Here is a 26,614-nt window from a genome sequence, read left to right as displayed (position 1 = left end):
CCCCCAATCGCCTTACGCCATCCGGGTAATGCCCGCGCGTGCATCACTCGAACGGGGTATACGACCCGGCCCGCGCGGGCTCCCCGAGGTCACCGGGTTTCGCTATACGCTCGTTCGGTTCCGGCTCGACGACGAACGGATGGGACGCGATGGCCGATCGGGAATCCGACTCGCCACCCTCGACGACCGATGATCCCGCGGAGGGCCCGAGTACGACCGGCCTCGGCGGCGGGAACGGCCCGACCTTCGGCGACGGCGGGGACACCTTCCCGGATCCGTACGCCGGCTACGCGGACGGCGAGTCCGCGAGCGGGGCGGCCGGGCTCACCGACAGCGGCTCGTTCGCCTTCGACGCGTCGGTGTTGCCCGGGCCCCGGCACGCGGCGACCGGGACGGCCGTGCTGGACGGTTCGAGCCCGCCCGACCCGATGCCCGGGATAGACCCCGCGACGCTGACCTGGACCGAGGACGACTGGGCGGGCGCGCTGTTGCGGGCCCGTCGGGCCGGCCGGGCGTACGTCTACCTGAACCTGATCGAACAGCGGCTGCGCGCGGTGATCGGCGCGGTGCTGATCCCGGTCTACGGGCCCGGCGAGCACCCGCACGACGACGGTGCCTGGGTGCTGGCGGCGGCCGGCAACGCGCAGAACGAATGGGTCGAACGTGCCGAGGCCGTGCGGGAGATGAGTCGCCGGCGCGGCTACATCGTGGACCCGGCCGACGACGAGCTGATCGCGTTCCTGACCCTGCCGCAACTGCGCGAGCTGATGGTGCGCAACTGGTGGTGCTTCGAACCGTTCCTGCCGGACCGACGCAAGCTGGAACGCGCCCTGGAAGAGGTCGAGATCGGCCGGCACATCGTGGCCCGCAACCGGGTGCTCTCGCCCGACGTGCTGGCCCAGGTCGAGCGTGCCTGCCTACGGGTGCTGGCGATGCTGGACGGCCCGCTCGCCGAGCGGGGCGATCGGCGGCTGGCCCTGGACGCGGTCGAGGAACTGTTCGCCGGGCGCTACGCGGACGTGGTGGGGGTCTTCCAGGACCGCTCCGCGCTGCAACGCCGCCTGCCGTTCGCCGACCTGGTGGAGGGCGCGCGCGGGATCGACGCGATGGGCGTCTCGCTCAACCTGCTGTGCCAGAACTACTCGGGGCGCGACCTGACCCGACTGGGTTCGAGCGGCTGCGAGATGCGGTTGTTGTTCCTGAACCCGGCCGGGGACGCGATGAAGCAGCGGGAGAAGGACGAGGGCATCAAGAAGGGACTGCTGTCCCGGATGACCACGCTCAACATCCTGCACCTGCGCCGGATCCGTTCGAAGCTGCGCGAGCCCCGACGGATCGAGATCCGGCTGTACGACGAGGCGCCCCGGTTCGCCGCGTACCTGGTGGACGGGGACGTGGGCCTGATCCAGCCGTACCTGCGGCACGCGCGCGGGGTCGAGTCACCGGCGTTCGTGCTGCGCGCGCACGCGGCCGAGACGCGCGGGCTCTACCCGTTGTTCCAGGAGGAGTTCGAGCAGCAGTGGGTGGACAGCAAGCGCACGTCCTGAGCGCGCTCGCGGCCCGGTCAGAACGCGTGCCAGCGGGCGTCCCGGTCGTCGGTGCGCAGGGTGCGGACCCGGTGGTGGAACTCCTCCTCCGCCGCCGGGTTGCCGGGCACGTGCTGGGCCACCCACGCGGTGGCGGCCAGTTCGCGGGTGTCGCGCAGCACCCGGTAGCCGGGCCACTCGGTGACGTCGAATCCGTACTTCTTCGCGAACCGTCGCTGCGCGCCGTCGGGCAGGCCGTAGCGCGCGGCGGCCATCGGGGTCAGCACCAGGTCGTACTCGCGCAGGTCGTGGGCCGCGGTCTCCCAGTCCAGCAGCAGCGCCCGGCCGCCGTGCACGCCGACGTTGCGCAGCAGCGCGTCGCCGTGGATCAGGCCCGGCTCCAGCGCCGGGGTCAGCTCGCGGCAGGCCGCCTCCAACGCGTCCCGGCGGGCCAACAGATAGCGGCGATCCTCCAACCCCACGGCGGCGTCGGCCGAATCCAGCCAGGTCTCCACGAGCGCGAGCGGGGCCCGGGCGGGCAGCGCGAACGGCGGGGTGGGCAGCGCGTGCAGCTTCTTGAGCAGTCGGGCCAGGTCGACGACGTCCGGTTCGCGCTCGGCGGGCGACAACAACTCCCAGAAGGTGACCGGGCGGCCGTCGACGGACACCGGCTGCGGGTCGATCCCCGGCGCGGGGCGTACCGCCGGGAAGTCCTGTTCGGCGAGCCAGCACGCGACCGCGATCTCGCGGCGCGCCCGCTCGGCCATGTGTGCCCCGCGGGCCACCCGGACCACCAGGCCCGCACCCGGCAGGGCGAACACCGCGTTCTCGCCGAAGGCGAGCAGCGTGGCGTCCGCGGCCGGCACCGCGACCTTCGCACACGCGCGTAGGAGCACCGACCGTTCGCCTGCCACCGAGTCGATCACGCCGGTGATGGTAGCCGGTTCGAGCCGGTTCGGGGTCAGGCGGAGCGCCGGGATCGCACCGGCAGTGCCGCGTCGTAGCGGTCGAGCACCAATCGGGCGATTTCCTCGGTGTCCGCGACCGGCTCGGTGACCGGCTCCGCCCCGGCGGCCAGGGCCTGTCGGAGGATGCGGTCCGGCAGGATGCCCGGGGCCAGCATGCACGACGCGACGGCGACGCGTTCGGCGCCCAGCGTGCGCAACTCCTCGATCGCCGCGCCGATCGTGGAGCCCTGGTGGACGGAGGCGAACGCGGGGACCACGGCGCACCAACCGGTACGCCGCCACTCCCGCGCGACGATGGTGGTCACCGCGTTCGCCTCCGGATCGGTGGAACCGGCGGTGGCCAGGACGACGCCGTATCGGCTGTCTCCGGGCCGTACACCCGCCTCGCGCATGCGCCGGTCCAAGGCTGCCAACAGCAGCGGGGAAGGGGCCAGTGTGGCCGCCTGACGCACGGTCAGCCGGCGATGGCGCAGCACGTGGGGCACGTCCTGCTTGGCGTGGAACGCCGGGGTGAACAGCAGCGGCACCGCGATCACGCTGTCGGCGCCGGCGTCGGCCAACTCGTCCAGTCGCTCGGGCACCCGCGGGCCGCAGTGGTCCAGGTAGCCGATGTCCACCCGCAGCCCCGGCCGCAGCGCGCGAACCCGTGCGGCCAGGGCGGCCATCGCCGCGGCGTGCCGGGGATCGCGGCTGCCGTGCGCGACGGCCAGGAGCGGGGGAACGGGAGTCATGGCGTGGGCTACCTGCTCGTGGCCAGGCCGCGCTGGCGCAGCACCAGGCGTTCGACGGGGGTGAAGACCAGCATCTCGATGCCGATACCCACGATCAGGATCATGAAGACCGCGGTCAACATCATCGGCATGTCGCCCAGATCCCGGCCCTGGTCCATCAACTGGCCCAGCCCCGACCCCAACTCCGGTCCGGCGGCGATCAGTTCGGCGGCCATCAGCGAGCGCCAGGAGAACGCCCAGCCCTGCTTGAGGCCGGCCACGTAGCCGGGCAGCGAGGCGGGCAGCATCACGTGCCACACGCTGTTGAAGCCGCGGGCGCCGAGCACCCGACCGGCCCGCAGGTACAGCGGCGGGATCTGGTCGATCCCGGCCACCAGGCCGTTGGCGATCGAGGGCACCGCGCCCAGCAGCACGACCGCGTAGATCGCGCTGTTGTTCAGGCCGAACCAGATCACCGCCGGCGGCACCCAGGCCACCGAGGGCAGCGACTGCAGACCGGACAGGATCGGGCCGATCGCGGCCCGGATCCAGCTCACCCGGGCCACGATCAGGCCCAGCGGCGTGCCGATCGCGACCGCGATGAGGAAGCCCAGGATGCCTCGGGAGAGGCTGGTCCACAGGATGTCGAAGACGGTGCCCTTCTTCCACTGCACCATGAACGCGTCCCACACGTCCTGTGGGCTGGGCAGCGCGTAGCGGGGCTTGACCTCCATCGAGTAGGCGATCTGCCACACGGCCAGCACCAGCAGGATCGCGACGACCGGCGGAAGCACCTTCTCCAGCAGCACGCGGGAGAAGGGCTTGCGCTCCTTCTCGTAGCTCTCCAGGGCGTCCAGGCCGGCCTCGAGCCCGGCCAGGTCCTCCTCGGCGTGCCGGTCCGCGGCGTCGGCGCCGATCTCGGGGTCGGTCTTCGTCAGATCAGGCGCGGCCATGGCGGCGGATCTCCCCTCTCAACTGGTCGGTGATCTCGACGGACAGCTCGGACACGCCGGTGGATTCGATCCGGCGCGGCTGCGGGATGTCGATGGTCCACTCCCGGGCGATCCGGCCCGGGCGCGAGGACATCAGCACCACCCGCTGGGCGAGCCGGACCGCCTCGCGCACGTTGTGCGTCACGAACACCACCGAGCGGCCGGTCTCCGCCCAGATCCGGGTCAGTTCGTCGTGCAGCACGTCCCGGGTGATCGCGTCCAGCGCGGCGAACGGCTCGTCCATCAGCAGCAGATCGCCGGCCTGGGCGAGCGCGCGGGCCAGGGCCACCCGCTGGCGCATGCCGCCGGACAGTTCGTGCACACGCTTGTCGTGCGCGCCGCCCAGGCGGACCAGCTCCAGCAGCTCGTTCGCCTCGGCCCGACGCCGATCGCGCGGCACACCGCGCAGTTTCAGGGCCAGTTCGATGTTCTTGCCCGCGGTCAGCCACGGGAACAGCGCGTGGTCCTGGAACATCAGCGCGGGGCGGTCGCCGGTGACCTCGATGGTGCCCGAGGTGGGCCGGTCCAGGTCGGCGATCAGGTTGAGCAGGGTGGACTTCCCGCAGCCCGACGCGCCCAGGAGGCAGACGAACTCGCCCGGGGCGACGGTCAGGTCGATGCCGTCCAGGACGGGCGTGCCGCCGCCTCGGCCGAAGACCTTGGTGACCTGGTCGAGGCGGACCGCGTAGCCGGTCTCGACGGGGGTCGTGGCCGTGGGCGTGGCCTCGCTGATGGTCTGGGTCATGTCCGGATCACCTCTCTCGGTGGGCGCGTCGGGCGGGAAGTGCTCGGCCGGGCGCGGTGGCCCGGGCGGAAAGCGGCGCGAACGCTACTTCTTCGGGCCCAGACCCCCGTCGCTCACCGGGGGCTTGCCGGCGGCGGCGAGGACCTTGTTCAGGATGGTCAGGTCGTAGATGCCGTGGATGTCGAGCTTCTTGGTCACGCCGACCGCGACGCCGTCGTCGGAGAGCTTTTGCAGCGAGGCCGCGAGCGGGTCGTTGGTGATCGCGATGTTGGGCCAGGACGCGTCGAGCACGTTCTGCGCGAGCGGCTTGCCGGCGAACTCGGTGATCTTGGCGTTGACCGCGGCCTTGGCCTTGTCCTGGTTGTTCGCGGCCCAGTCGTTCGCGGCGACCTGGCCCTTGAGCAGCGCCTCGACGGTGTCCGGGTGCTCCTTGAGGAACTTGGTGGACACGATCAGGTCGGTGGTGACGAACTTGCCTTCCGGCCACAGCGTGCGCTCGTCCACGAGCACCTTGGCGCCCGCCTCCAGGACGAGTCGGGTGGCCCAGGGCTCGGGCAGCCAGGCGCCGTCCAGGTCGCCCTTCTGGAACGCGGCCAGGGTCTGCGCGTTGTCGGTGGGCACCACGCTCACGTCGCCCTTGCCGGAGGTGTCCACGTTGTAGCCGGCCTTCTTCAGCCAGGCCCGCAGCGCCACGTCCTGGGTGCCGCCGAGCTGCGGCGAGGCGATCTTCTTGCCCTTGAGGTCGGCGGGCAGGTTGATGCCCGGCTTGACCACCAGGGACGCGCCGCCGGAGGTGGCGCCCGCCACGATCCGCAACAACTCGCCGTTGGTGCTGGTGAACCCGGAGATGGACGGGTTCGGGCCGATGTAGGTCGCGTCGATCGAGCCGCCCTTGAGCGCCTCGATCGCGGCCGGTCCGGCGTTGAAGACCTGCGGCTTGATCTCGGTGGTCCCCAGCTCCTTCGCGAAGAAGCCCTCGCCCAGACCGATCAGCGGCGTCGCGTGCGTGACGTTGGCGAAGAAGCCGAGTCGGATCTGCGAGGCCGAGGTGCCGACCTTGGCGCCGCCGGAAGCCGGGGCCGCGCCCGCGGCCGGCGCCTTGTTCTTGTCGTCCTTCTTGTCCTCGCCGTAGCCGCACGCGGACAACGCGAGCAGCGGCAGGAGGAGGGCGGCAACGAAGCCGGTACGTGTCGATCTGCGACGGTTTGTCCTGAAAACGGACATGCGGGGACCTTCCCTCGGGCCCGCGCGTTGTGCGCGGGCCGGGATGACGTGTGTGGTGGACGGCGGCGGGCGATGTCACGGGTGGGACTGACGGAGCGTCAACAGCGGGTCGTCAGACCCGCGATCGAGTCAGCCCTGACATCGACCCGGCGCGGCGAACGCGGCGCCGGCCATGCCGGCGGTGAGCGTCGAGCCGTCGGCCTCGTCGATCAACAGGAAGGAACCGGTGCGCCGCCCGACGGCGTAGTCGTCGAGCGCGAGCGGTTGGGCCGTGCGCAGGACGACCCGGGCGATGTCGTTGGCGCGCAGCTCGTTCAGGTGCTGCTCGTGACCCAGCACGCCCTCGATCGGGGCGTTCAGGTCCAGGCGGTAGGCGATGTCCTTGACGATCGCCTTGACCGTGCGGGTGGTGTGCTTGAGCAGGACCCGGTCGCCGGTGCGCAGCGGGCGGTCGGCCACGTGGCACACGGTGGCCTCGACGTCCTGGGTGGGCCGGGGCGCCGAGTCGACCGGCGCGATCAGGTCGCCGCGCGAGATGTCCACGTCGTCGGCCAGCCGCAGGGTGACCGACTCGCCCTGCCGGGCCTGGCGTACCGCGACGCCGAGCCGGTCGATGCCCGCGACCGAGGTGCGCTGTCCGGACGGCAGCACCACGACCTCGTCGCCCTCCCGGAACACCCCGGAGGCGATCTGGCCGGCGTAGCCGCGATAGTCGCGGTACTCGTCGTCCGACTGCGGACGCAGCACGTACTGCACCGGGAAACGCGCGGGCTCCAGCGTCGGGTCGGTCTCCACCGGCACCGTCTCCAGGTACTCCAGCAGCGTCGGCCCGGAGAACCAGTCCATGTGCGGGCTGGGGTCCACCACGTTGTCGCCGCGCAGCGCGGAGACCGGGATCGAGCGCACGTCCGGCACGCCCAACGCCTTGGCGTACTCGGTGAACGTGTTGGCGACCTCGGCGAAGCGCTCCTCGCTGTAGTCGACCAGGTCCATCTTGTTGACCGCGAGCACCACGTGCGGCACCCGCAGCAGCGCCGCGACGGCCGCGTGCCGACGGGTCTGCTCGACCACGCCGTTGCGCGCGTCCACCAGCACCACGGCCAGCTCGGCGGTGGAGGCGCCGGTGACCATGTTGCGCGTGTACTGCACGTGGCCCGGGGTGTCGGCGAGGATGAACCGGCGCTTGGCGGTGGCGAAGTAGCGGTACGCGACGTCGATGGTGATGCCCTGCTCGCGCTCGGCCCGCAGCCCGTCGGTGAGCAGCGCGAGGTCGGCCTCCTCCTGGCCGCGCTCGTTGCTGACCCGGGTGACCGCCTCGAGCTGGTCGGTCAGCACCGACTTGGAGTCGTGCAGCAGCCGGCCCACCAGGGTGGACTTGCCGTCGTCGACGGAACCGGCGGTGGCCAGCCGGAGCAGACCCACCCGCTCGTCCGCGACCGACAACGCGTCCGGGGAAATCTCGGAAGTCCCACTCATGGCTAGAAGTACCCCTCGCGCTTGCGGTCCTCCATCGCGGCTTCGGACATCTTGTCGTCCGCGCGCGTGGCCCCTCGTTCGGTCAGCCTGCTCACTGCGATCTCGGCGATCACGTCCGCCACCGTCGTGGCGGGGGAGTCGACGGCGCCGGTGCAACTCATGTCGCCGACCGTGCGGTAGCGCACCACGCGCCGCACGACCTCCTCGTCGGCCCTGGGCCCGCCCCACTCGCCGGGCGAGAGCCACATCCCGCTGCGTTCGAAGACGTCCCGCTCGTGCGAGAAGTAGATCTGCGGCAGCGCGATCGCCTCCCGCTCGATGTACTGCCACACGTCCAGCTCGGTCCAGTTCGAGATCGGGAACACCCGCACGTGCTCACCCACGCGGTGCCGGCCGTTGTACAACTGCCACAGCTCGGGCCGCTGCCGGCGCGGATCCCAGGCGCCGAACTCGTCGCGCAGCGAGAACACCCGCTCCTTCGCGCGGGCCTTCTCCTCGTCGCGCCGGCCGCCGCCGAACACCGCGTCGAAGCGGTTGGACTCGATCGCCTCCAGCAGCGGGACGGTCTGCAACGGGTTGCGGGTGCCGTCCGGACGCTCGCGCAGCCGGCCGTTGTCGATGAAGTCCTGCACCTTGGCCACGTGCAGCCGCAGGTTGTGCTCGGCCACCACCCGGTCGCGATACTCGATGACCTCAGGGAAATTGTGTCCGGTATCGACATGCAGGAGCGCGAAGGGGACCGGCGCCGGCCAGAACGCCTTGCGCGCCAGATGCAGCATCACGATCGAGTCCTTGCCACCGGAGAACAGGATCACCGGCTTCTCGAACTCGCCCGCCACCTCGCGGAAGATGTGCACGGACTCGGCTTCCAACGCGTCCAGGTGGGTCAGGGCTCCGGGTGCGGTGCCCTTGTCGATCGTCGTGGTCACGCCAACCCCTCCTTCGTCTTCGTCGAGCACGGTGCCGTGGTGCGTATCGGGCCGCTCATGTGTGGATCCCGCACTCGGTCTTGCCGTTGCCGGCCCACCGGCCGGCGCGGGCGTCCTCGCCGGGGGCCACCCGCCGGGTGCAGGGCGCGCAGCCGATCGAGGCGTAGCCGTCCATCAGCAGCGGGTTGGTCAGCACCCCGTGCTCGGCCACGTAGGCGTCCACGTCGTCCTGCGTCCAGCGGGCGATCGGGGCGACCTTGACCTTGCGCCGGCGCGCGTCCCAGGACACCACCGGGGTGTTCGCCCGGCTCGGCGAGTCGTCCCGGCGCAACCCGGTGGCCCAGGCGCGGTAGTTCGTCAGCGACCGCTCCAACGGCGCCACCTTGCGCATCGCGCAACACGCGTCGGGGTCGCGATCGTGCAGGGCCGCGCCGTACTCGGCGTCCTGCTCCGCGACGGTCAGCTGGGGGTGCACGGTGATCACATTGACGTCGTAGACCGCCGCGACCGCGTCCCGGGTGCCGATGGTCTCGGGGAAGTGGTAGCCGGTGTCCAGGAAGACCACATCCACCCCGGGCGCCACCCGCGAGGCGAGGTGCGCGACGACGGCGTCCTCCATCGAGGAGGTCACGCACCAGGCCGGGCCGAACCGCTCGTGCGTCCAGGCCAGGATCTCCGACGCGCTCGCGTCCTCCAGTTCGAGGCCGGCGCGCTGCGCGAGCGCTTCGAGATCGGTGCTCTCGGTGACGGTCATCGCTCCTCCTCCGGTGTGCTCGACGGGGTTCGTGCGGGGGCGTCCGAGGTGTTGCCGGGGCTTGCCGGGCCGGGCTTCTCGGGGAACACCAGGCCCAGGAACTTCAGCGAGAACGCCCGCCGGCAGGCCGAGCACAGCCAGGTGCCGTGTCCCTCCTCGTGCGGACGAAGATCCTCGTCGCCGCAGAAGGGGCAGTAGAACGGGACGGCCCGCTGACCCGGCTCGGCGCCACCGGCGGCGCTCACGACAGGTCCGCGTCGGCCGCGCGCACGGCCCACTGGGCGAAGCGCTCGCCCTCGGTGCGCTGCTCCTCGAAGCGGCGCAACACGCGCTCGATGTAGTCGGCCAGGCCCGCCGAAGTCACCTTGAGGCCGCGGATCTTGCGCCCGAAGCCGGGGTCCAGGCCCAGCCCGCCGCCCAGGTGCACCTGGTAGCCCTCGACCTGTGCGCCGTCGTCGTCCAGCACCAACTGACCCTTGAGGCCGATGTCGGCGACCTGGATCCGGGCGCACGCGTTGGGGCAACCGTTGATGTTGATGGTGATCGGCTGGTCGAAGCCCGGCAGCCGCTGCTCCAGTTCGTCGATCAGCCGGATCCCGCGGCCCTTGGTCTCCACGATCGCCAGCTTGCAGAACTCGATGCCGGTGCAGGCCATCGTGCCGCGTCGGAACGGGCTCGGGTCCACCCGCAGGCCGAGCGCCTCCAGGCCCTCCTTGAGCGAGGCGACCTGCTCCTCGGCGACGTCCAGGATGAGCATCTTCTGCTCGACCGTGGTGCGTACCCGGTCCGAGCCGTGCCGCTCGGCGAGGTCGGCGATCTTGCCGAGGGTGGCACCGTCGACCCGGCCCACCCGCGGCGCGAAGCCGACGTAGAAGCCGCCGCCCTTTTGCGGCCGCACGCCCACGTGGTCGCGCCACACCTGCGCGGGCGCCTCGGGGGCGGGACCGTCGATCAACTTGCGCTCGAGGTACTCGCTCTCCAGCACCTCGCGGAAGCGCTCCGGCCCCCAGTCGGCGACCAGGAACTTCAGCCGCGCGCGGTTGCGCAGCCGGCGGTAGCCGTAGTCGCGGAAGATCGAGATGACGCCTTCCCAGACCTGCGGCACCTCCTCCAGCGGGACCCAGGTGCCCAGTCGCACCGCGAGCTTGGGGTTGGTGGACAACCCGCCACCGACCCACACGTCGAAGCCGGGGCCGAACTCGGGGTGCACGACGCCGACGAAGGAGACGTCGTTGATCTCGTGCGCGACGTCCAGCAGCGGCGATCCGGAGATCGCGGTCTTGAACTTGCGCGGCAGGTTCGAGTATTCGGGCTTGCCGATGTACAGCCGGTTGATCTCGTCGATCGCCCAGGTGCCGTCGATGATCTCGTCCTCGGCGACGCCGGCCACCGGCGAGCCGAGCACCACGCGCGGGGTGTCGCCGCACGCCTCGGTGGTGGACAGGCCGACGGCCTCCAGGATCCGCCAGATCTCCGGAACGTCCTCGATCCGGATCCAGTGGAACTGCACGTTCTGTCGGTCGGTGACGTCCGCGGTGCCGCGGCCGAACCGCTCGGAGACCTCGGCGATGGCCCGCAGTTGGGCCAGGTTCAGCCGGCCGCCGTCCACCCGCACGCGCAGCATGAAGTATTCGTCGTCGAGCTCGTGCGGCTCCAGCACACCGGTCTTGCCGCCGTCGATCCCGGGCCTGCGCTGCGTGTACAGGCCCCACCAACGCATCCGACCGCGCAGGTCGTTGGGGTCGATCGAGGAGAAGCCGCGATGGGCGTAGACATTCTCGATGCGCGCGCGCACATTGAGACCGTCGTCGTCCTTCTTGAACTGCTCGTTCCCGTTGAGCGGCTCGTGATGGCCGAGGGCCCACTGCCCCTCGCCGCGATGGCGAGCGGTCTTGCGGGCGCGGGGACCGCTGCCGGCGGTGTCGGTAGTGGCGGCCATGGGGAGCGTCCTCCGGGCGGATCGGTGGGGGACGCACGGGGGAGCATCCGGCCGCACCCTCGCCGGACCGGCCGTGAGAGTCGTGGTGCCGGTGCGACCGCGCGCCCGGCAGACAGGTGCAACGGGCGGGTCGTCAGACCGGCGAACAGACGGCGCTGGACATGCGTCCGAGGTCGACGTGGAGTCGACCTACGAGAGCAATACCGGCGCGTGACATGTCGCAAAGATTGACATGGTGACGGAAAGCCGTCCATCACTGTCCGAGATGCGAACGCCCATCTCACATGTCGAACACGCGTGCCCACATGTTGAGATAAGCTGATCTTCCACACCGGCCGAGGCATGGATCGTCGCCGCGGTTGGTTACGGTACGGGGGGTCGGATTCCGTTACCCCGGACGGTATGCGGCCCACGCACCACAGTGGACGAGGAGCTGATGGGTATGCCAGGCGAGGTTCTGGGCGCGCCCCGGCGCAGAACACGTTCCGTATGCACGGTCGAATCGGCCGCGGGATCCACCTCCGAGCGGCCGGAGCCGCGTCGTGAGGAAGCGGTCGAGACGCTGCGCTACGCCCTCAACGGTTTCCTCTCCGCGATTCGCGCCGATCGTGCCGGGCAGGCCGGCCCCCTCGACGTCGATGCCGACGGTACCCGCTATCGGCTGCTCGCCGCGCTCGCCGACGAACTCGACCTCGACAACGAGCGGCTGGCCCGCGTGCTCGGCCTGTCCGGATCGGCCGTGCGCGACCTGCTCGACGTGCACGGGCGCGAGGGCCTGGTCGAGGCGGTGCGCGCCGGGCGCGGACGAGGCGGCTCGGTGGTGCGACTGACCCCCGCCGGCCGGCGTGAGCTGTACCGGCTCGACGCACTGTTCCGGGAGAGCTGGGAGAGCGCGTTCGCCGACCTGCCGGCCGAGGAACTGCGCACCGCCGCCCGGGTGCTCAGCAGGCTCTCCGGGGTGCTGGTGGCCGGCCGCTGACCGGCCGGGACCCCCGGCGCCGGCGAGTCGGCGCCACCCTTGCCCGAAGGTGGAAATCACCCGGACGGCGACTTGGCGAATGCCGGGCCCCCGGCCGGATACCTTAAAGGGGTGGCAGCGGACTACCAACAACGACCTCGTCTGCGAGGGGCCGGTCGCATCCGGTTGCGGAGCGCACTGTGGCGGATACTCCGCGAGACGGTGATCTCCTGCTTCAACCACCGGGTGACCGGCCTGGCCGCCGAGGCCGGGTTCTTCATGCTGCTCTCGCTGCCCCCGCTGCTGCTCGGGCTCGCCGGCACCGTCGGCTACCTGCACGGCATGATCGGCGGCAGCACCGTCAACGACCTCAAGGCCGACATCGTCAAGGCCGCCGGGTCGGTGCTCTCCAGCAAGAGCACCGAGCAGGTGGTGGTGCCGCTGGTCAACGACGTGTTCGACTCCGGGCGCGCGGACATCATCTCGGCCGGCTTCCTGATCGCCCTGTGGTCCGGCTCGCGCGCGCTCAACGTCTACGTCGACACCATCACGATCATGTACGGCCTGTCCGGCAAGCGCGGCATCGTGCGCACCCGGCTGCTCTCCTTCACCCTCTACGTGGTCGGCCTGCTGCTCGGGATGTTCCTGATCCCGCTCCTGGTGGCCGGCCCCGAGCTGGTGGTCAAGGCGTTCCCGCACTTCGCCGGGACCGTGCACATCCTGTACTGGCCGGTCCTGGTGGTGTTGTCGGTCTGCTTCCTGACCTCGCTCTATCACGTGTCGGTGCCGGTGCGAACGCCGTGGCGCGAGGACATACCGGGCGCGCTGGTCGCGCTGCTCCTGTGCATCGTCGGCAGCTTCCTGCTGCGCGTCTACCTCGCCACCACCATCGACGGCCCCACCGTCTACGGCTCGCTGGCGGCCCCGGTCGCGGTCATGGTGTGGATGTACTTCGCGGCCATGGCCGTATTGATCGGCGCGGCCGTCAACGCCGCGATCGACCAGGTGTGGCCCAGCCAGGAGACCGCGCAGGCGCGGGCCGAGCGGGACAAGGAGAAGGCCGCCGAGGAGATCGCCGCGGCCATGGAGCACCTGCGCTCGGGTCGCCACCGCGGCAACCCCGGCGACTGGACGCCGTTGTCGGACGAGCACGACGAGATGGAGGACACCGTCATCCACGGCGAACTCCCCGACATCGCCGAGCCGCCGTCCGAATTCCCCGAGCGCTGGGCGATCCACGCGCGCGACGCCAAACGCAGCGACCCGGGCACGGTCAACGGCCGGACCAACGGTGCCCGCCGCGCCGCCGATCCGCCCCGGATGCCGTCCCGCCCGCCGCGCCCCCCGGGTCCGCCGCCCACCAACGGCCAGCAACCGCCGAGCCTGCACATGCCGGCCGGACAGGAACTGCCCGGCCTGCCGCTGGACGACACCGCGTGGCCGCCGCGGCCGAGTCGGCCGGTGATCGGCGAGCAGGAACACGCTCGACGCGACCGGTCGTGATGGCCTAGGCTTCGCGGGTGGCCCTTGGGCCCGCACAGTGCCCGAGAGCGCGGCCCGAGGCCGCACGGAACAGGTGGGAGGTGGATGTCGTGAACACGACCTTGATGACGGTCGCCCGGACGGGCTTGACCTCATTCCACTTCTCCACCTCTCGGATTCGCACCGCGTAGCCGCGCCACGTCGTTCGTCGTGACGGCGCGCAGGTCGGCGGATCCGCCCCTCGAAGGGCCACCGGCTTGTCTTCCCAACAGCACCACGCTTCTCGCAACACCCCCGCTTCTTCGCACACCCCTGTCGCATCGACCTCCGACGTGCTCGCCGCCTACGGCTGGGACGCGGACCGCGACACCGAATTCGCCCCCTACCGCGGCCACGGCCTGATCCCCGGACGGATCGCCCGGGTGGACCGTTCGTTGTGCGAGGTGGTCACCGCCGACGGCACCGTGCGGGCCGCGCACGGCGCCGGCGAACTGCCGTGCACCGGCGACTGGGCCGCACTGGAGTTGCCCGACGACGGCCGCGAGGCCTTCGTCGCCGCCCTGTTGGAGCGCCGGACCGCGCTGGTGCGCTCGCAGGCCTCCGGGCGGTCGGCGGGCCAGGTCCTCGCGGTCAACGTCGACCTGATCGGCGCCGTCGTCCCGTTGGACGTCGCGCCCGACCTCGGCCGCCTGGAGCGGCTGCTCACGCTCGCGTGGGAGAGCGGAGCCCGGCCGTTGGTGATCCTCACCAAGGCCGACCTCGCGGCGGACGCCGAGGATCTGCGCACCGACGTCGAGGCGGTGGCGATGGGCGTGGACGTCGTGGTCGCCAGCGCGCTCACCGGCGAGGGCCTGGACGTCCTGGACGCCTACACCGCCGGACAGACGGTGGCGCTGATCGGCACCTCCGGCGCCGGCAAGTCCACGCTCACCAACGCGCTCGCGGGCGCCGAGGTGACCTCGGTCCAGGACGTGCGCGGCGACGGCAAGGGCCGGCACACCACCACGTGGCGCGAGTTGGTGCCGCTGCCCAACGGCGGTGTGCTCGTGGACACCCCGGGCATGCGCGGCGTCGGCATGTACGACGTCGGGGAGGGCCTGGATCGCACCTTCGCCGACATCGACGCCCTGGTCGAGGACTGCCGCTTCGCCGACTGCACGCACGACAGTGAACCCGGCTGCGCGGTGCTCGCCGCGATCGAGGCGGGCGACCTGCCGCAGCGCCGACTGGACAGCTATCGCAAGCTGCTCCGGGAGGCACGCTGGATCGCCTCGCGCGAGGACCACCGCATCCGGGCCGAACGGGCCCGGGAGTGGAAGCTGATCCACAAGGAGATGCGCCGCTCGCCGTCGCCGAAGAAGTGACGAAGGGTCGGGGGTGGGCGCGGCCCACCCCCGACCGTCGGTCGTGCGTCGGTCAGCGCCGCCTTCCCCGGGCGGGCGGTACCGGGTCGACGCCGCCGCCCCCGGGGCGGCAGCGGATGAGGCGACGGGCGGTCAGGTACGTCCCCCGGACCGCGCCGTGCCGGTGCAGGGCCTTCTTGCCGTAGGTCGAACACGACGGGGTGAAGGCGCAGCGCGGTGGGGTCTGCGGACTGATCTCGGTGCGGTAGCGCTCGACGGCGGCGCCGAGTCGGCGGGCGGGCGGGCCACCGCGTGGGCGGAGCAGGCTGGTCAGGGTGATCCACACCAGGCGCAGCGAGAAGAGGCTGAGCAGGCAGACGTCGCAGCCGCAGTCGTTGCCACCACGACCGCTGCCGCTGCTTCCTCCACCGCCGCTTCCTCCGCTGCCGCCGCTTCCGCCACCACCACCGTTTCCGCCGCCGCCGAAGCAGCCACCGCGGTCTCCACCGCCCGAGCCGCGGCCGCCGGATCCGCCGCTTCCGCCGCCGGATCCACCGCCGCCGAACAGCCCCCCGTCGCCGCCACCGGAGATGTCGTTGACGGCGTCGGCGCCGTCCGCGAGGTCCTCGCGGCGGTCGCGGCGGCGTTGACGTTCCTCCTCTTCCTCGCGGAGTCGGCGATGCCGTTCCTCGGGCGTCTCGCCGGGTCCACCCACGCCCTCCCCGAACAGGGGATGCGGTTCCGGTGGCGGTTGGGTCATGGTGGTGCTCCCCGTGTTCCGGATCTATGTTCGGGGCAATCTACCGGGACCCGTTCGGCGCCGTTCGGGTCTCCCGGCCCACCTCAGGAGGCACCCGCATGGCCAAGGCACCCGCGTTCGATCCGATGGACCCGCTGGGCATCGACGATCTGCTCGACCCCGAGGACAAGGCGATCCGGGACACCGTGCGCCGGTTCTGCGCCGACCGGGTCACGCCGTACGTGGCCGAGTGGTTCGAGCGCGGCGCGTTGCCGGACGTGCGGGAACTGGCGCGTGGGCTGGGCGGGATCGGCGTGCTCGGGATGACCCTGGAGGGCTACGGCTGCGCCGGGACCAGCGCCGTGCAGTACGGCCTGGCCTGCCTGGAACTGGAGGCGTGCGACTCGGGGTTGCGCTCGCTGGTGTCGGTCCAGGGCTCGCTGGCGATGTTCGCGATCCACCGCTTCGGCAGCGAGGAGCAGCGGCGCACGTGGCTGCCCCGACTGGCCGCCGGCGAAGCGCTGGGTTGTTACGGCCTGACCGAGCCCGACCACGGTTCGGATCCGGCGTCGATGCGCACGCATGCCAAGCGCGACGGCGACGACTGGGTGCTCAGCGGTCGCAAGATGTGGATCACCAACGGTTCGGTGGCCGATGTCGCGGTGATCTGGGCGCAGACCGAGGACGGCGTGCGCGGCTTCGTGGTGCCCACCGACACCGCCGGGTTCGCGGCCCACGACATCAAGCACAAGATGTCCCTGCGCGCGTCGATCACCAGCGAGCTGACGCTGGACGAGGTACGGCTGCCGGCCGACGCGGTGTTGCCCGACGTGGTGGGCATGCGCGGTCCGCTGACGTGTCTGGGCGAGGCCCGGTACGGCATCGTGTGGGGCGCGGTCGGCGCGGCGCGCTCGTGCTTCGAGTCCGCGCTGGACTACGCCCGCACGCGTGAGCAGTTCGGCCGGCCGATCGGTGGGTTCCAGTTGACCCAGGCCAAGCTGGCGGACATGGCGGTGGAGATCGGCAAGGCGCACCTGCTCGCGCTGCACCTGGGTCGGCGCAAGGACGCGGGCGCGGTGCGGCCGGAGCAGATCAGCTTCGGCAAGCTCAACAACGTCCGCGAGGCGATCGCGATCGCCCGCCAGGCGCGTACGATCCTGGGCGCGAACGGCATCTCGCTGGAGTACCCGGTGATTCGACACATGAACAACCTGGAGTCGGTGCTGACCTACGAGGGCACCTCCGAGATGCACACCCTGGTCATCGGCAAGGCACTCACCGGGTTGGACGCCTTCCACTGACCCCGACTCCCCCCGGGAGCTCCCGTCGTGGCCTCGGGCGCCGTTTGTCCGGCCCCGGCCAGGGCAGACGTCTGCTCGGCCGGATGCCGCACGGGCCCGGCCGTCAAGACGCTCCGCACCGTATGTATGGGGGGATCACGACATGTCGGCGTCAGCCTCCATGGCGGAATCGGGTCGGGAAGCCAAGGCCGCGGGGCGGCAGGCCGCCGACAGCAGGGTGCTGGTCGGCCTTGCCAAGGCGGGCCTCGCCGCGCGCGGGCTGTTGTACATCCTCGTCGGCGTCATCGCCGTACGGATCGCCGTCGGGGGCAAGAACCAGGAGGCCGACCGCGGCGGTGCCGTCGAGGAGATCGGCGCCAAGCCGTTCGGCGAGGCGATGTTGTGGGCGCTGGTCGTCGCGCTGATCGGGATGTGCCTGTGGCGGCTGGTCGAGGCCGTGTTCGGGCAGGCCGTGCCGGATGGCGGCAAGGCGGGCAAACGCCTGATGTCGCTGGGCCGGGCGATCTTCTACGGCTTCGTGGTCGCCTCGCTGATCCGCACCCTCACCGCGAGCGACGCGGGCCGGGACCAGGGCCAGGGGCAGGGCGGCAGCAGCAACAAGACCTCGAAGGACCTCACCGCCAAGGCGTTGGAGTGGTCCGGCGGCCGATACCTGGTCGGCCTGGCCGGGGCGGTGTTGCTCGGCGTCGGGATCGGGATGGCGGTGCGATACGCGCTGCGCAGGTTCCGGGAGAAGTTGAACACCGGGCGGATGAGCCCGATGCAACGTCGCGTGGTGGATGTGCTCGGGGTGGTCGGCGGGATCAGCCGAGGCGTGGTGTTCGGCGCGGCCGGGGTGTTCGTGGTGGTGGCCGCGGTGAAGTTCGACCCGGATCGGGCCAAGGGGGTCGACGAGACGTTGCGCTCGTTCGCCGACACACCGGTGGGGCCCGCGCTGCTCGTGGTGATCGCGCTGGGCCTGGCGGTTTTCGGGCTGTATTCGCTGGCTGAGGCGTTGTGGCGGCGGGTGCGCTGAGGCGGGCTATCCCCGGCCGTCCTTGCGCAGGGTGACCCGGATGCTCTTGCCCGCACCGCCCGGCAGCACGTCGATGTGGCCACCGAGTTCGGCCACCATCAACTTGACGATCATCAGCCCCCGGCCGTCCTCGGCGTCGGGGCCGGTGTCCAGGAGCGCGTGCGGGCGGAACGGGTGGTCGTCGGCGACCTCCAGGCGCAGTTCGGCGCCGCTGTGCGAGGCGGTGATCCGGATCCGCTCGGTGCGGATCGCGGCGTGCCGGACCGCGTTGGAGGTCAGCTCGGTGGCGACCAGGAGCATGGTGTCCTCGATCTCCTCGGCCACCCCCCAGGCGCGTAACAGGTCGCGGAGGCGGTGTCGGACCTCGGGTACGCCGGCGACCGTGGGTGCGATGGTCCAGCGCACGAACACCGGGCCGAGCCGGTGTTCGGGGTGGCTGTCGTGCCGGGTCTCGGTCGAGGCACGCCGGTCGTGTCGGGCGCGGGCGCGGGACCGCCCGACGGCGGTCACGGATGACTCGACGCGTGGTACGCGGCCGGGACGGCGATCTGCTGGGGCGGATGGTGTGCTGCACGTGCGGGGGAGGGCATCCCGGTGTCCTTCGCTTCGTTCACTGCGTTCGCGGGTGGTCTTGCCAGGCGTTCGCAGTGTGCGGTGGCGAATCGTGCTTGTGGCGTGCTTTTCCGGGTGTGATCCGTAATGGTTCGGTAAGCGACACTTCATCTCGACTTTGGGTCCGGTTCGGACCCTGTTCGGACTCGGGATCAATCCCCGGTCGAGCGCCGCAGTCGTTTGATCTCACCGCGATGGTGCTTGTTGCGCAGCCTGCGCTCGCGCATTCCGCGTGAGGGTTTGGTCGGCCGGCGCGGCGGCGGGGGCGGGGCGGTGGCCTCGACCAGGATGTCGATCAGTCGGCGCACCGCGCTTTGGCGGTTCATCAACTGGGAGCGCTGTTCGGACGAGGCCACGGTGAGCACACCGTCCACCAGCCGCCCTTCCAGCCGGAGCAGGGCACGTTCCTTGAGCACGTCGGGCAGCACCGTGCTGGCGCCCAGGTCGAAGGACACCTCGGCCCGGCTGTCGGTGGTGTTCACCGACTGTCCACCGGGTCCGGAGGAGCGCGAGAACCGCCACGACAGCTCGGCGGCGGGTATCACCACGCCGCGAATGTCGAGATCTGTCGTCATACGGACATGATCCCGCGTCGCACGGCCTCGGGTCGACCCGGTTTTCGAGGGCCCCGCCGGATGCTTTCCCGGCTCCGGATGGAGAGGATCGGGGCATGAGTGCCGACACGAACGCGGACGAGACGAAGACATACGGTTCCTGGCCTTCGCCGATCACGGCCGAGCGCTTGGTGGAAGGGGCCGCGAACCCCGGTGGGATCCGGGCCGACGGCGAGGATGTGTGGTGGGCGGAGGGCCGGCCGTCCGAAGGTGGTCGGATCCAACTGGTGCGACTACGACCGGGCGGATCTCCCGAGGACGTGTTGCCGGAGGGCTTCTCGGCCCGCACCCGCGTGCACGAGTACGGCGGCGGCGCCTGGACGGTGCGCGCGGGCCTGCTGGTCTTCGCGAACTGGACCGACCAGCGGCTGTACCGCCTGGGCCCGGACGACGCGGCGCCGGTGCCGATCACCGCGGAGCCCGAGACCGAGGCGGGTCTGCGCTACGCCGATTGCACGATCGTGCCGGCGGGCCAGTGGGGGCCGGGGGAGTGGCTGGTCGCGGTGCGCGAGAGCCACGAACCGGCCGCGGTCAAGGCGCACGGCGAGGCGGTCAACGAGATCGTCGCGCTGCCGCTGGACGGCCTCGGCGGTGAGCGGGTCCTGGTCACCGGCCCGGACTTCGTGTCCTCGCCGTGCCCGGCCGCGGACGGATCGGCGCTGGCCTGGACCCAGTGGTCGCATCCGGACATGCCGTGGGACGCGGCCGAACTGATGGTCGCGGCGATCGAGGCCGGGCCGGTGCCGACCGGCGCGCAGGCGGTCGCCGGCGGCGGGCGCGAGTCGGTGGTCCAGCCCGAGTGGGGACCGGACGGCGCGCTGTGGTTCGCTTCGGACCGCACCGACTGGTGGAACCTGTACCGGGTCGGGGCGGGTGGTCAGGTCGAGGCGGTGGCCCCGGTCGAGGCGGAGATCGGCGGTCCGCAGTGGGTCTTCGGCGACCGTTTCTACGCCTTCCTCGACGACGGCCGGATCGCCTGCTCGGTCAACTCCGGCGGGTTCGTGCACCTGGGCCTGGTCGATCCGGCTCGCCCGGAGCAGCCGCCCGCGCGGGTGGAGACCGGGCTGACCTGGTTGTCCGACCTGGCCGCGGTGCCCGGCGGGGTGTTGCTGGTGGGCGGCGGCCCGGACGACGAGGACGCGCCGCGGCGGATTCGGCTCGCGGCCGGTGCGCCGACCGCGTTGCAGATCGAACGACTGCGGCCCGCCCGGGAGTTCGATTTCGACGCGCGGTGGTTCAGTGCACCGCAGCCGATCGAGTTCGAGTCCGCGGCCGGCCGCACCGCGCACGCGCTGCTGTACCTGCCGAAGAACCCGGACGTCCGGGCGCCCGAGGGCGCGCTGCCGCCGCTGATCGTGTCGATCCACGGCGGCCCGACCGCGCAGGCGTCGGCGGTGCTCAACCTGCGGATCCAGTACTGGACCAGCCGGGGCTTCGCGGTCGCCGACGTCAACTACGGCGGCAGCACCGGCTACGGACGTCCGTACCGCAACCTGCTGTACGACTCGTGGGGCATCGTCGACGTCGAGGACTGCACGGCGGTGGCCCGCCATCTCGCCGACCAAGGCGTGGTGGACGGCGCCGAGTTGGCCATCCGCGGCGGTTCGGCCGGCGGGTACACCACGCTGGCCGCGCTCGTGGCGGGCGATGTCTTCACCGCCGGCGCGAGTCACTTCGGCGTCGCCGACATCGCGGCCCTCGCGCAGCACACCCACAAGTTCGAATCCCGCTACCTGGACCGCCTGGTGGGCCCGTACCCGGAGGCCGAGGCGGTGTATCGGGACCGGTCGCCGATCAACCACACCGAGCACCTGTCCAGCCCGCTCGCGGTCTTCCAGGGCCTGGAGGACCAGGTGGTCCCGCCGGCCCAGGCCGAGCTGATCGTGGCCGCGCTGAAGGAGAAGCAACTCCCTTACGTCTACCTGGCGTTCGAGGGCGAACAGCACGGCTTCCGACGCTCGGAGAACATCATCCGCGCGCTGGAGGCCGAACTGTGGTTCTACGGCCGGGTCTTCGGCTTCGACCCGGCGGACGAGATCGAGGCCCCGCCGGGCGGCGGCTTTTGAGTAGAGCACGCGTCGAATGCGCGAACAGCCCCGCCCGGCCGAGGGATCTCGGCCGGGCGGGGCTGCTTCGTCATGGTCGGGAACGCCCTCGGGGTGTCCGTCGGGCGGGTGCGCGGCTACCAGAAGCCGGGTGCCGCCTGCCACGCGTCGTTGGGGCTGTCGAAGCCGCCGTCGGTGCGCGCGGTGAACAGGAACGCCGTGGTGGCGCCGTTTTGGTAGTTGTACATGATCGAGATGTCGTCGCGACCGTCGGCGTTCTGGTCACCGGTCACCGGCAGGCCGGCGCTGATGCCCCACCACCCGCCTTCGGCCGTGTCCCACGACTTCACGTCGGCCTGGAGACCGCCGCTGCCGTCGGGCTTGCCGAGGAAGGTGAACAGCGCGGAGTGGCCGTTGCCGTAGTCGTACATCGCTGCGGCGTCGGCCTTGCCGTCGCCGTTGTAGTCGCCGCTGGTGAGCTTGACCCGGGACCAGTCCCAGTTGCCGGGGTCGGTGCGCCAGGATTCGAACGGGACGTCGAAGCCGCCGTCCGGCCGGGCGAGGATGGTGTGGAAGGCGACGGCGCCGCTGTAGTAGCCGTACATGCCCGCGATGTCGTCGCGGCCGTCGCCGTTGTAGTCGCCCACGACGTACTTGGCGCTGTTCCAGTACCAGTTGCCGGGGTTCGAGCGCCAACTCGCGAACGAATTGTTGAAGGTGCCGTCCGGCTTGGCGGTCCACGTGTAGGCGCCGGTCGAGCCGCCGTCGTGGTCGTAGAGCATGGCGGTGTCGTCGCGGCCGTCGCCGTTGAAGTCGCCGGCGAGGAAGACGGCCTTGCTCCAGTCCCAGTTGCCCGGGCCCACATAGGCGCTGTCGACACCGTCGGCGAAGGTGCCGTCGGGCTTGGCGAGGAAGGTGAACAGCCGGTTGCTGCCGTCCCCGTAGCCGTAGAGGCCGGCCACGTCGTCGCGGCCGTCGCCGTTGAAGTCGCCGGTGACCCACTTGGTGCTCTCGTAGCGCATCCAGCCGACATGCGCGGTCCAGGCGTTGAACGGCGCGTTGTAGCCGCCCCCCGGCCGGGCGATCAGGGTGTGGAAGGCGCTGGTGTCGTTGCCGTAGTTGTAGACGGTGAGCAGGTCGGCCCGGCCGTCGCCGTTGAAGTCGCCCGACAGGTCGGTGCGCAGGTCGGCGGTGCGATCCTCCGGGTGGTGGTCGAGGTAGGCGCCGGTGGTCGGGTTCAGCCGGATGTAGCCGCCCTGGAAGCTGACCCGGCGGTCGCCGTTGTGCACGGTGAACTCGTCGGTCACGGGGTAGCCGAGGTAGCCCTGCTCCCACTGGAGCGAGGCCCACTTGGCGCGGATCGGGCCGCGTACGGACCAGGCCTCACCGGTGCCCGCGTTCCAGTAGATGGAGGCGCTGTTGCCGGTCTCGGAGAGCTTGCGGAAATGGTTGTAGCGGCCGGTGTTGCCGGGCACTGCGGATTCGTCCGTGGTCGGGAAGCCGAGCTCGGCCGGACCACCGAGGGCGAGGTACTTCTCGTAGATGCCGCCGTGGATGGACCAGGTGCCCAGTTCCGGCGTCGAGTAGATCGCGCCGTAACCACCGCTGCCCTTGAAGGTGGCGACCTGCGCCGAGCCGATGCCGATCGTGTGATCGTCGTCGGTGGGGTAGCCCATTTCACCGGTTTCCCAGCCGAGCGCCTCCCACTTGTCGCGAATCGGGCCGGACACCGACTTGGCCCCGGTGGTCGAGTGCCAATAGATCGACCAGTACGTGCCGTTGGGCCGCTTGAGGTGGGCGTAGCGGCCGACCAGGTCGGGGGCGACCTTCATGTCGGCGACCGGATAGCCGCGGGTGGCCGCGTCGGCGGCGCGGTACTTGGTCAGCACCGGGCCACACAGTTGGAACGCGGCGCCGCCGGCGGGGCCGAAGGACTCGCATTCCGACCAGGGGGTGCCCGGCGCGACCGAGCGGGCGGCGCCGAACGCGGAGCCGCCGGTCAGGGCGCGGCCCGGGAACTCGACGATCTTGCCGGTCGGGTCCTGCGCCCACAGGTCGGCGAAGCCGTCCTTCTCGTAGTCCCCGTCGGAGGAGACGAGTTCGTAGGCATCGCCGGTGAAGCCGCTGCCGATCGAGGTGGTGCGCACGGCCGGGTCGGCGTAGACGGTCAGGTCCAGCTCGGTCGGGTTGCCGTCCGTGGCGCTGTCGGTGGTCTTGCGCCGGCTGGTGTACTGGTGGATCTTGCCGGTGTTCTTGTCCCGGGCCCAGATCTCCGGCAGGCCGTCGGCGTTCAGGTCGCCCGGGGCGATCAGGGTCATGTTCGCCCAGTCGGCATTGCCCAGGGAAATCGCGTCGAAGCGCTGGTCCAGGGTCCCGGCCGGGTTGCCGAGGTAGAGCCAGAGGTTGGCTCCCTCCTGCACCAGCAGGTCGGGGTAGTCGGTCGCGTCGATGCCGTTCGGCGTGGCGCTGTCGTCGTTGACGCTGTTGATCACCAGGATCTGGCTGGCCGCGCCCCAATGGTCGTTGGTGTCGGGCTTTTTGACCCTGAGTGTGATGCGCGTGCTGTCACTCGGCTCCAGCGAACCGTCGCCGCGTCCGCGATACACGTAGAGCCGTTTGCGCTCGTTGTCCGGGGCCTGTTGCAGCGCGACCAGATCCTCGTAGTAGTCCGCGTTCCAGGTGCCACGGTGCGCGAGGGAGACGGTTCCGGCGAAGGGGCCGCCGCCGGCCGACACGGGCGAGCCGAAGGTGCCGTCACCCTGGCCCGGACGCGCGTCCACGCCTTTGGTGGTCGCGTTGAGGTTCCACAGGTCGACGTTGCCGTCGCCGTTGAGGTCGCCCGGCTTGTCCCGGTCGGGGGAACGCTTGGCGTAGTACAGGTGGTTCCGCACGTCGGAGAGGTTGCCCGCGATGTCGACGCTGCGCACGTAGAGATGGTTGGGGCCGGTGATGGTCGGCTTGAAGGTGATGCTCGCCGGGCCGCCCTGGCCGGCCGCGGCGACCTCGCGGACCATCGGGTCGCTGTCGGTCCACCACCGGTACTTCACGATGTCGGTGACGCCGTTGGCGGTGAAATTGAAGGTGCCGGTGGTGCGGACCGGGGTCGGGTTGTCCGGGTTGTTCGCGGGGAACTCCGCCGAGGAGACGTTGGGCAGCTCGCTGGGCCGGTTGCGGTCGACGGTGAACAGGCACTGGCCGGCCCACCGGCTGTCGACGAAGCCGTCGGACACCCGGACATCCCAGCGGTAGGTGCCGTCCAGTGCGGTGGCGTCGATCTCGGCGGCGGCGATGGTGCCGCGGCTGACACCGCGCTTGATCACGGTCGGGCCGGTGTTCGCGCCGTCCTTCCAGTAGTGGAATTCGGCCGTGAGGTTGTTGTCCTCGGCGTCGTCCACCCGGGCGTAGAGCGTGACCCGGTCCGTGGTGCCGATGACGCCGCCGGCGCAGGGGGTGGAGGGGTCGGTCGTCCGGTCCGACGGGGTGGCCGGCGGGGTGTTGTACTCGGTGCTGATCACCGTCGCGTCCGGCGCGAACGTGCGCCAGGACACGTCGACCGTGTCGTAGCGGGACTTCAGGCCGAGGGTCCAGGAATTCCAGTGACTGCGCGCGGCCTCGTCGACGGCCGAGGTCACGTTGACCTCGATCTTCTTCTCGTTGCCCCCGGGGCAGTTACGGCCACCGTAGGACTCGTCGACGCTGCCGACCATGCGGTCCCAGCTCGGCTGGTTGTTCCACGTGGTCTGCTTCGAGATGCTCGCGGTGTCCCAGACTTCGAGTTCGCCCGACTTGCAGTCCCACGCGCCGGGGCGGATCTGTTCGAGGCTCAGCACCGACTTGATGATCTGCTTGTCCCACAGGTCGGACATGCCGACCTGGAAGAATGTCTTGGCGCAGACGACCGCGTTGCCCAAGTCGCCGTCCCTGGAACAACCCACCCGCCCATACTTCTTCGGCATCGTGCCGCCGTTCCAGTAACTGGTGGAGGCGGAGCCGGCGATGGCGTTGTGCTTGTAGGCGAGGGTCCAGGCGAACTTCCAGTCGTCGCGCCAGACCGGGTCGATGACGACCGGGAACTTGGTGTCGGCGGCCGTCAACAGGCCCTGGTCGGGGGTGAGTTCGAGGGTCTTGCCGGTGAGCTTGACGCCGAGATCGGCGTGCTTGGCACCGGGGTCGAAGCCGTCGGTGGGGTCGGCGGGGGGATCGTTCTCGGGCGTGATCGCCGCCGAGGTACGGGCTTCGGCGGGGGCCTGGGCGGTCGCCGGCGGCGGATCGTTTCGGCCGGCCGCCCACATCTGCGGCTTGGGCGCGGTGAACACGGCCTGGCCGGTGGGGTCGAGGGCGCGCAGTTCGCCGGCCGTGCCCTCGACGATGTTCAGTCCGGTGGCGTCCAGGCCGAACTTCAGCGTGGCCAGGGCGGGATTCTTGGCCGCCTCCGGGGTCTTGACCACGACGTAGTGGGCGAAGTCGTCCACGTTGGCGACGACCTTGAGGTCGACGCCGGGCAGTACCTCGGGGTAGGTCGCGGAGTCGCCCTCGACCACGGGCTTGGGCAGCGCGGTCGGCCAGGACAGCGCGATCCTGCGGCCGCCCTTGGTGAGTTCGGCCAGCGGGCCGTTGCCGCCCGGGGAGAAGGTCAGGCCCATCATCGCGGCCTTGGGCGCGAGGCGACCACCCTGGACGGGGGCCAGGGTGTCGTCGGCCGGGACCAGGGTGCCGCCGCGCCATACCCGCACCGGGCGGGTCGCGCTCTCCTGGGTGAACGTGCCGCTCGGGTTGGCCCAGACCTGGTCGGTCTCGGTGCGGAGCGCGACGACCTCGACGCGTTGGCCGCTCTGCTTGGCCTTGGCGGACGCGGCCGTGCGCTCGTCGGCCTGCTTCTCGGCCTCGGTGCGGGTGTCGGCCGGGGTCGTCTTGTCGGTGGGGGCGACCTGCGGCATGGGCGCGCCGGTCGCCGGTACGGCGGTGATCAGCCCGGCGGACAGGGCCGCCGAGATCACCCAGACCGCAGCTTTTCGCCGCGGGTGACCCGCGGGGCGTGCGGGTCGTATCGATGAATTCATGCTGCTTTCCGGGGTCGGAGTGGGGGTTGACGATGCGACCCGGTCGGACGCGGGGAGCGAGCCGATCGGATCGCGGGCCGCCCGGCGCGCAGTGGGCCGGACGGGGGCTTGGTGGGGGACCGTCGGGGACGGTCGGGGGTCGGGGCGATGCGCGTTCGTCGCGGTGGCCGAATTCGATTGCT

The 26,614-nt window shown here is 71.1% G+C and carries 22 protein-coding genes; 7 read left to right on the top strand and 15 right to left on the bottom strand.

Features of this window, described 5'->3' with window-relative positions; all coding sequences use genetic code 11:
- The first annotated feature begins 428 nt into the window (after positions 1-428).
- Positions 429-1,547: an SAV2148 family HEPN domain-containing protein gene (locus ACFXMF_RS05005; RefSeq protein WP_379989569.1), complete on the top strand. Its 1,119-nt coding sequence runs from the start codon at positions 429-431 to the stop codon at positions 1,545-1,547.
- Between the two features lie 17 nt (positions 1,548-1,564).
- Here the strand turns inward: ACFXMF_RS05005 and ACFXMF_RS05000 are convergent, their stop codons facing one another.
- The 11 genes from ACFXMF_RS05000 to ACFXMF_RS04950 all read right to left on the bottom strand — a co-directional run bounded on the left by ACFXMF_RS05000 (position 1,565) and on the right by ACFXMF_RS04950 (position 11,480).
- Complete coding sequence (locus ACFXMF_RS05000) at positions 1,565-2,452, bottom strand: phosphotransferase enzyme family protein (RefSeq protein ID WP_379989567.1); 888 nt, start codon at positions 2,450-2,452, stop codon at positions 1,565-1,567.
- Between the two features lie 35 nt (positions 2,453-2,487).
- A complete protein-coding gene (locus ACFXMF_RS04995; RefSeq protein ID WP_360317709.1) occupies positions 2,488-3,225 on the bottom strand; it encodes a CbiX/SirB N-terminal domain-containing protein in 738 nt (245 codons plus the stop codon).
- Between the two features lie 8 nt (positions 3,226-3,233).
- Complete coding sequence (locus ACFXMF_RS04990; RefSeq protein WP_360317711.1) at positions 3,234-4,157, bottom strand: ABC transporter permease; 924 nt, start codon at positions 4,155-4,157, stop codon at positions 3,234-3,236.
- Positions 4,144-4,941, bottom strand: coding sequence for an ABC transporter ATP-binding protein (locus ACFXMF_RS04985; RefSeq protein WP_360317713.1), 798 nt, complete (start codon positions 4,939-4,941; stop codon positions 4,144-4,146). Before ACFXMF_RS04985 ends, ACFXMF_RS04990 begins: the two co-directional genes overlap by 14 nt.
- 84 nt (positions 4,942-5,025) lie before the next feature.
- On the bottom strand, positions 5,026-6,165 hold the full coding sequence (locus ACFXMF_RS04980; RefSeq protein WP_360317715.1) for an ABC transporter substrate-binding protein: 1,140 nt from the start codon (positions 6,163-6,165) through the stop codon (positions 5,026-5,028).
- A gap of 129 nt (positions 6,166-6,294) precedes the next feature.
- Positions 6,295-7,641 carry a GTP-binding protein gene (locus tag ACFXMF_RS04975; RefSeq protein ID WP_360317717.1) on the bottom strand — a complete coding sequence of 449 codons (1,347 nt, stop codon included), beginning with the start codon at positions 7,639-7,641 and terminating at the stop codon, positions 6,295-6,297.
- A gap of 2 nt (positions 7,642-7,643) precedes the next feature.
- The gene (gene cysD, locus ACFXMF_RS04970; protein ID WP_360317719.1) at positions 7,644-8,570 is read right to left on the bottom strand and encodes a sulfate adenylyltransferase subunit CysD; all 927 of its coding nucleotides are present in this window, start codon (positions 8,568-8,570) and stop codon (positions 7,644-7,646) included.
- A gap of 55 nt (positions 8,571-8,625) precedes the next feature.
- Entirely contained in the window at positions 8,626-9,324 is a 699-nt protein-coding gene (locus tag ACFXMF_RS04965; protein ID WP_360317721.1) for a phosphoadenylyl-sulfate reductase, read from the bottom strand.
- Positions 9,321-9,569, bottom strand: a complete 249-nt coding sequence (locus ACFXMF_RS04960; protein ID WP_379989568.1) for a hypothetical protein — start codon at positions 9,567-9,569, stop codon at positions 9,321-9,323. The genes ACFXMF_RS04965 and ACFXMF_RS04960 overlap by 4 nt, the downstream gene beginning before the upstream one ends.
- A complete protein-coding gene (locus ACFXMF_RS04955) occupies positions 9,566-11,263 on the bottom strand; it encodes a nitrite/sulfite reductase (protein WP_360317725.1) in 1,698 nt (565 codons plus the stop codon). Before ACFXMF_RS04955 ends, ACFXMF_RS04960 begins: the two co-directional genes overlap by 4 nt.
- Positions 11,264-11,396: 133 nt before the next feature.
- Positions 11,397-11,480 (bottom strand): putative leader peptide, encoded by an 84-nt coding sequence (locus tag ACFXMF_RS04950; protein WP_355541009.1) that lies wholly within the window; start codon positions 11,478-11,480, stop codon positions 11,397-11,399.
- Between the two features lie 225 nt (positions 11,481-11,705).
- Between ACFXMF_RS04950 and ACFXMF_RS04945 the strand changes: the two genes are divergently transcribed.
- From ACFXMF_RS04945 to rsgA, 3 genes are all read left to right on the top strand, one after another.
- Positions 11,706-12,242, top strand: a complete 537-nt coding sequence (locus ACFXMF_RS04945; RefSeq protein WP_360317727.1) for a MarR family winged helix-turn-helix transcriptional regulator — start codon at positions 11,706-11,708, stop codon at positions 12,240-12,242.
- A gap of 111 nt (positions 12,243-12,353) precedes the next feature.
- Positions 12,354-13,724, top strand: a complete 1,371-nt coding sequence (locus tag ACFXMF_RS04940) for a YihY/virulence factor BrkB family protein (RefSeq protein WP_360317729.1) — start codon at positions 12,354-12,356, stop codon at positions 13,722-13,724.
- A gap of 311 nt (positions 13,725-14,035) precedes the next feature.
- On the top strand, positions 14,036-15,067 hold the full coding sequence (rsgA, locus tag ACFXMF_RS04935; RefSeq protein ID WP_360317811.1) for a ribosome small subunit-dependent GTPase A: 1,032 nt from the start codon (positions 14,036-14,038) through the stop codon (positions 15,065-15,067).
- Positions 15,068-15,119: 52 nt separating this feature from the next.
- Here rsgA and yidD read toward each other — a convergent pair whose 3' ends face one another.
- Entirely contained in the window at positions 15,120-15,806 is a 687-nt protein-coding gene (gene yidD, locus ACFXMF_RS04930; protein WP_379992452.1) for a membrane protein insertion efficiency factor YidD, read from the bottom strand.
- 98 nt (positions 15,807-15,904) lie between these two features.
- On the opposite strand from yidD, the gene ACFXMF_RS04925 reads away from it, so the two are divergent.
- Positions 15,905-17,086 carry an acyl-CoA dehydrogenase family protein gene (locus ACFXMF_RS04925; protein WP_379992451.1) on the top strand — a complete coding sequence of 394 codons (1,182 nt, stop codon included), beginning with the start codon at positions 15,905-15,907 and terminating at the stop codon, positions 17,084-17,086.
- A 142-nt stretch (positions 17,087-17,228) separates the two neighbouring features.
- Positions 17,229-18,101, top strand: coding sequence for a DUF1206 domain-containing protein (locus tag ACFXMF_RS04920; RefSeq protein WP_360317737.1), 873 nt, complete (start codon positions 17,229-17,231; stop codon positions 18,099-18,101).
- A gap of 6 nt (positions 18,102-18,107) precedes the next feature.
- Here the strand turns inward: ACFXMF_RS04920 and ACFXMF_RS04915 are convergent, their stop codons facing one another.
- Together ACFXMF_RS04915 and arfB are read right to left on the bottom strand one after the other, a co-directional pair.
- Positions 18,108-18,611: an ATP-binding protein gene (locus tag ACFXMF_RS04915; RefSeq protein ID WP_360317740.1), complete on the bottom strand. Its 504-nt coding sequence runs from the start codon at positions 18,609-18,611 to the stop codon at positions 18,108-18,110.
- A gap of 254 nt (positions 18,612-18,865) precedes the next feature.
- The gene (arfB, locus tag ACFXMF_RS04910) at positions 18,866-19,288 is read right to left on the bottom strand and encodes an alternative ribosome rescue aminoacyl-tRNA hydrolase ArfB (RefSeq protein WP_360317743.1); all 423 of its coding nucleotides are present in this window, start codon (positions 19,286-19,288) and stop codon (positions 18,866-18,868) included.
- 95 nt (positions 19,289-19,383) lie between these two features.
- On the opposite strand from arfB, the gene ACFXMF_RS04905 reads away from it, so the two are divergent.
- On the top strand, positions 19,384-21,393 hold the full coding sequence (locus ACFXMF_RS04905; protein ID WP_379992450.1) for a prolyl oligopeptidase family serine peptidase: 2,010 nt from the start codon (positions 19,384-19,386) through the stop codon (positions 21,391-21,393).
- A gap of 116 nt (positions 21,394-21,509) precedes the next feature.
- On the opposite strand, the gene ACFXMF_RS04900 is transcribed toward ACFXMF_RS04905, so the two are convergent.
- Positions 21,510-26,369 (bottom strand): FG-GAP-like repeat-containing protein, encoded by a 4,860-nt coding sequence (locus ACFXMF_RS04900; protein ID WP_379988733.1) that lies wholly within the window; start codon positions 26,367-26,369, stop codon positions 21,510-21,512.
- Between the last annotated feature and the right edge of the window lie 245 nt (positions 26,370-26,614).

The organism is Embleya sp. NPDC059213 (assembly GCF_042754445.1).
Classification (GTDB): domain Bacteria; phylum Actinomycetota; class Actinomycetes; order Streptomycetales; family Streptomycetaceae; genus Embleya.
Note: the sequence above shows the minus strand (reverse complement) of the source record. Positions and strands in the feature narration are given on the sequence as shown.

What these genes read in the sequence shown, in the direction of transcription:
- ACFXMF_RS04990 (WP_360317711.1), bottom strand. Translation starts at nt 4,157, where the DNA reads ATGGCCGCGCCTGATCTGACGAAGACCGACCCCGAGATCGGCGCCGAC.
- ACFXMF_RS04980 (WP_360317715.1), bottom strand. Translation starts at nt 6,165, where the DNA reads ATGTCCGTTTTCAGGACAAACCGTCGCAGATCGACACGTACCGGCTTC.
- ACFXMF_RS04995 (WP_360317709.1), bottom strand. Translation starts at nt 3,225, where the DNA reads ATGACTCCCGTTCCCCCGCTCCTGGCCGTCGCGCACGGCAGCCGCGAT.
- yidD (WP_379992452.1), bottom strand. Translation starts at nt 15,806, where the DNA reads ATGACCCAACCGCCACCGGAACCGCATCCCCTGTTCGGGGAGGGCGTG.
- ACFXMF_RS04965 (WP_360317721.1), bottom strand. Translation starts at nt 9,324, where the DNA reads ATGACCGTCACCGAGAGCACCGATCTCGAAGCGCTCGCGCAGCGCGCC.
- ACFXMF_RS04955 (WP_360317725.1), bottom strand. Translation starts at nt 11,263, where the DNA reads ATGGCCGCCACTACCGACACCGCCGGCAGCGGTCCCCGCGCCCGCAAG.
- ACFXMF_RS04905 (WP_379992450.1), top strand. Translation starts at nt 19,384, where the DNA reads ATGAGTGCCGACACGAACGCGGACGAGACGAAGACATACGGTTCCTGG.
- ACFXMF_RS04950 (WP_355541009.1), bottom strand. Translation starts at nt 11,480, where the DNA reads ATGTCACGCGCCGGTATTGCTCTCGTAGGTCGACTCCACGTCGACCTC.
- ACFXMF_RS04985 (WP_360317713.1), bottom strand. Translation starts at nt 4,941, where the DNA reads ATGACCCAGACCATCAGCGAGGCCACGCCCACGGCCACGACCCCCGTC.
- ACFXMF_RS05005 (WP_379989569.1), top strand. Translation starts at nt 429, where the DNA reads ATGCCCGGGATAGACCCCGCGACGCTGACCTGGACCGAGGACGACTGG.
- arfB (WP_360317743.1), bottom strand. Translation starts at nt 19,288, where the DNA reads ATGACGACAGATCTCGACATTCGCGGCGTGGTGATACCCGCCGCCGAG.
- ACFXMF_RS04975 (WP_360317717.1), bottom strand. Translation starts at nt 7,641, where the DNA reads ATGAGTGGGACTTCCGAGATTTCCCCGGACGCGTTGTCGGTCGCGGAC.
- ACFXMF_RS04945 (WP_360317727.1), top strand. Translation starts at nt 11,706, where the DNA reads ATGCCAGGCGAGGTTCTGGGCGCGCCCCGGCGCAGAACACGTTCCGTA.
- ACFXMF_RS04920 (WP_360317737.1), top strand. Translation starts at nt 17,229, where the DNA reads ATGTCGGCGTCAGCCTCCATGGCGGAATCGGGTCGGGAAGCCAAGGCC.
- ACFXMF_RS04925 (WP_379992451.1), top strand. Translation starts at nt 15,905, where the DNA reads ATGGCCAAGGCACCCGCGTTCGATCCGATGGACCCGCTGGGCATCGAC.